This window comes from Mycobacterium sp. E2989, assembly GCF_001667595.1.
Taxonomy (GTDB): domain Bacteria; phylum Actinomycetota; class Actinomycetes; order Mycobacteriales; family Mycobacteriaceae; genus Mycobacterium.
In genome coordinates this window covers 1-832 of sequence record NZ_LZJX01000015.1, presented here as the reverse complement: position 1 = coordinate 832, position 832 = coordinate 1, and the positions used below count along the sequence as shown (strand labels likewise).

Here is an 832-nt window from a genome sequence, read left to right as displayed (position 1 = left end):
CTCGCGCATCAACCGGCCCGATTCGTCGAGCACCGCCTCGATGCGGTCGACGGCGTCGCCGGATCGCGCCGCGGCCGCCCGCAGCCGTGGCAGCGCGACGTCGGTTCGCGCCGCGATCGCGGCCTTGATCAGTTCGGCCTTGTTGGGAAAGTAGTTGTAGAGGCTGGCGCTGGTGACGTTCGCGGTGCGGGCGATCTCACGGATGGTGGCGCGGGAGTAGCCCGCCGTGGCCACACAACGCATGGTGGCCACGATGATTCGCTGGCGGGTGTCCTCGCCGCTGGCGCCCACCGGGCGTCCCCGCTGCGCCCGCGTCACCGTGCTCCGCCCACTCGCGTGTCCTGTCCGCCGGGCTCTCGAAGCCCGACAGCATCGAATATAATCGACTGATCGATTAGCCCGGGGGTTCGCGGAGGCAAATGAGCGTTCTGCCGTCACAGCTGGGGCGCCCGGTGGGTGCCGATGGCGAGCAGACCCGCGCGCGCGTCATCGCCGCGGCGATGCGGTGCGTGGCCGAGATGGGCTACTCCCGCACCACTATTCGCGAGATCGCGCGGGCCGCCGACATGACCAGCGGCAGCCTGTATCACTACTTTGCGAACAAGTCCGAGCTGCTGGACGCCGCCGTCGAGGAGATCGAGGGAATCGCGCTGCCGCGGCTGCAGGCCGCGGCCGAACGGGCCGACGGCGTGGTCGAACGCCTCGCGGCGGTGTTGGACGAGACGAACCGGTTGATGCGCGAGCATCCCCACCTTGCCGCATTCGAGTGGGTGATCCGCGCGCAGGGCACCGGGGCGCTGGATCCGCACCTCGAGGCCGGCGCGGGATTCCA

The 832-nt window shown here is 70.1% G+C and carries 2 protein-coding genes; one reads left to right on the top strand and one right to left on the bottom strand.

The genetic code is table 11. The features are described 5' to 3' along the window. Positions 1-318, bottom strand: a 318-nt coding sequence (locus tag A5680_RS03420; protein WP_156674996.1) for a TetR/AcrR family transcriptional regulator, incomplete at its 3' end; no start/stop codon positions are given. Between the two features lie 101 nt (positions 319-419). Between A5680_RS03420 and A5680_RS03415 the strand changes: the two genes are divergently transcribed. Then, positions 420-832 (top strand): TetR/AcrR family transcriptional regulator (locus A5680_RS03415; RefSeq protein WP_156674995.1); only part of this gene is annotated, 413 nt, incomplete at its 3' end.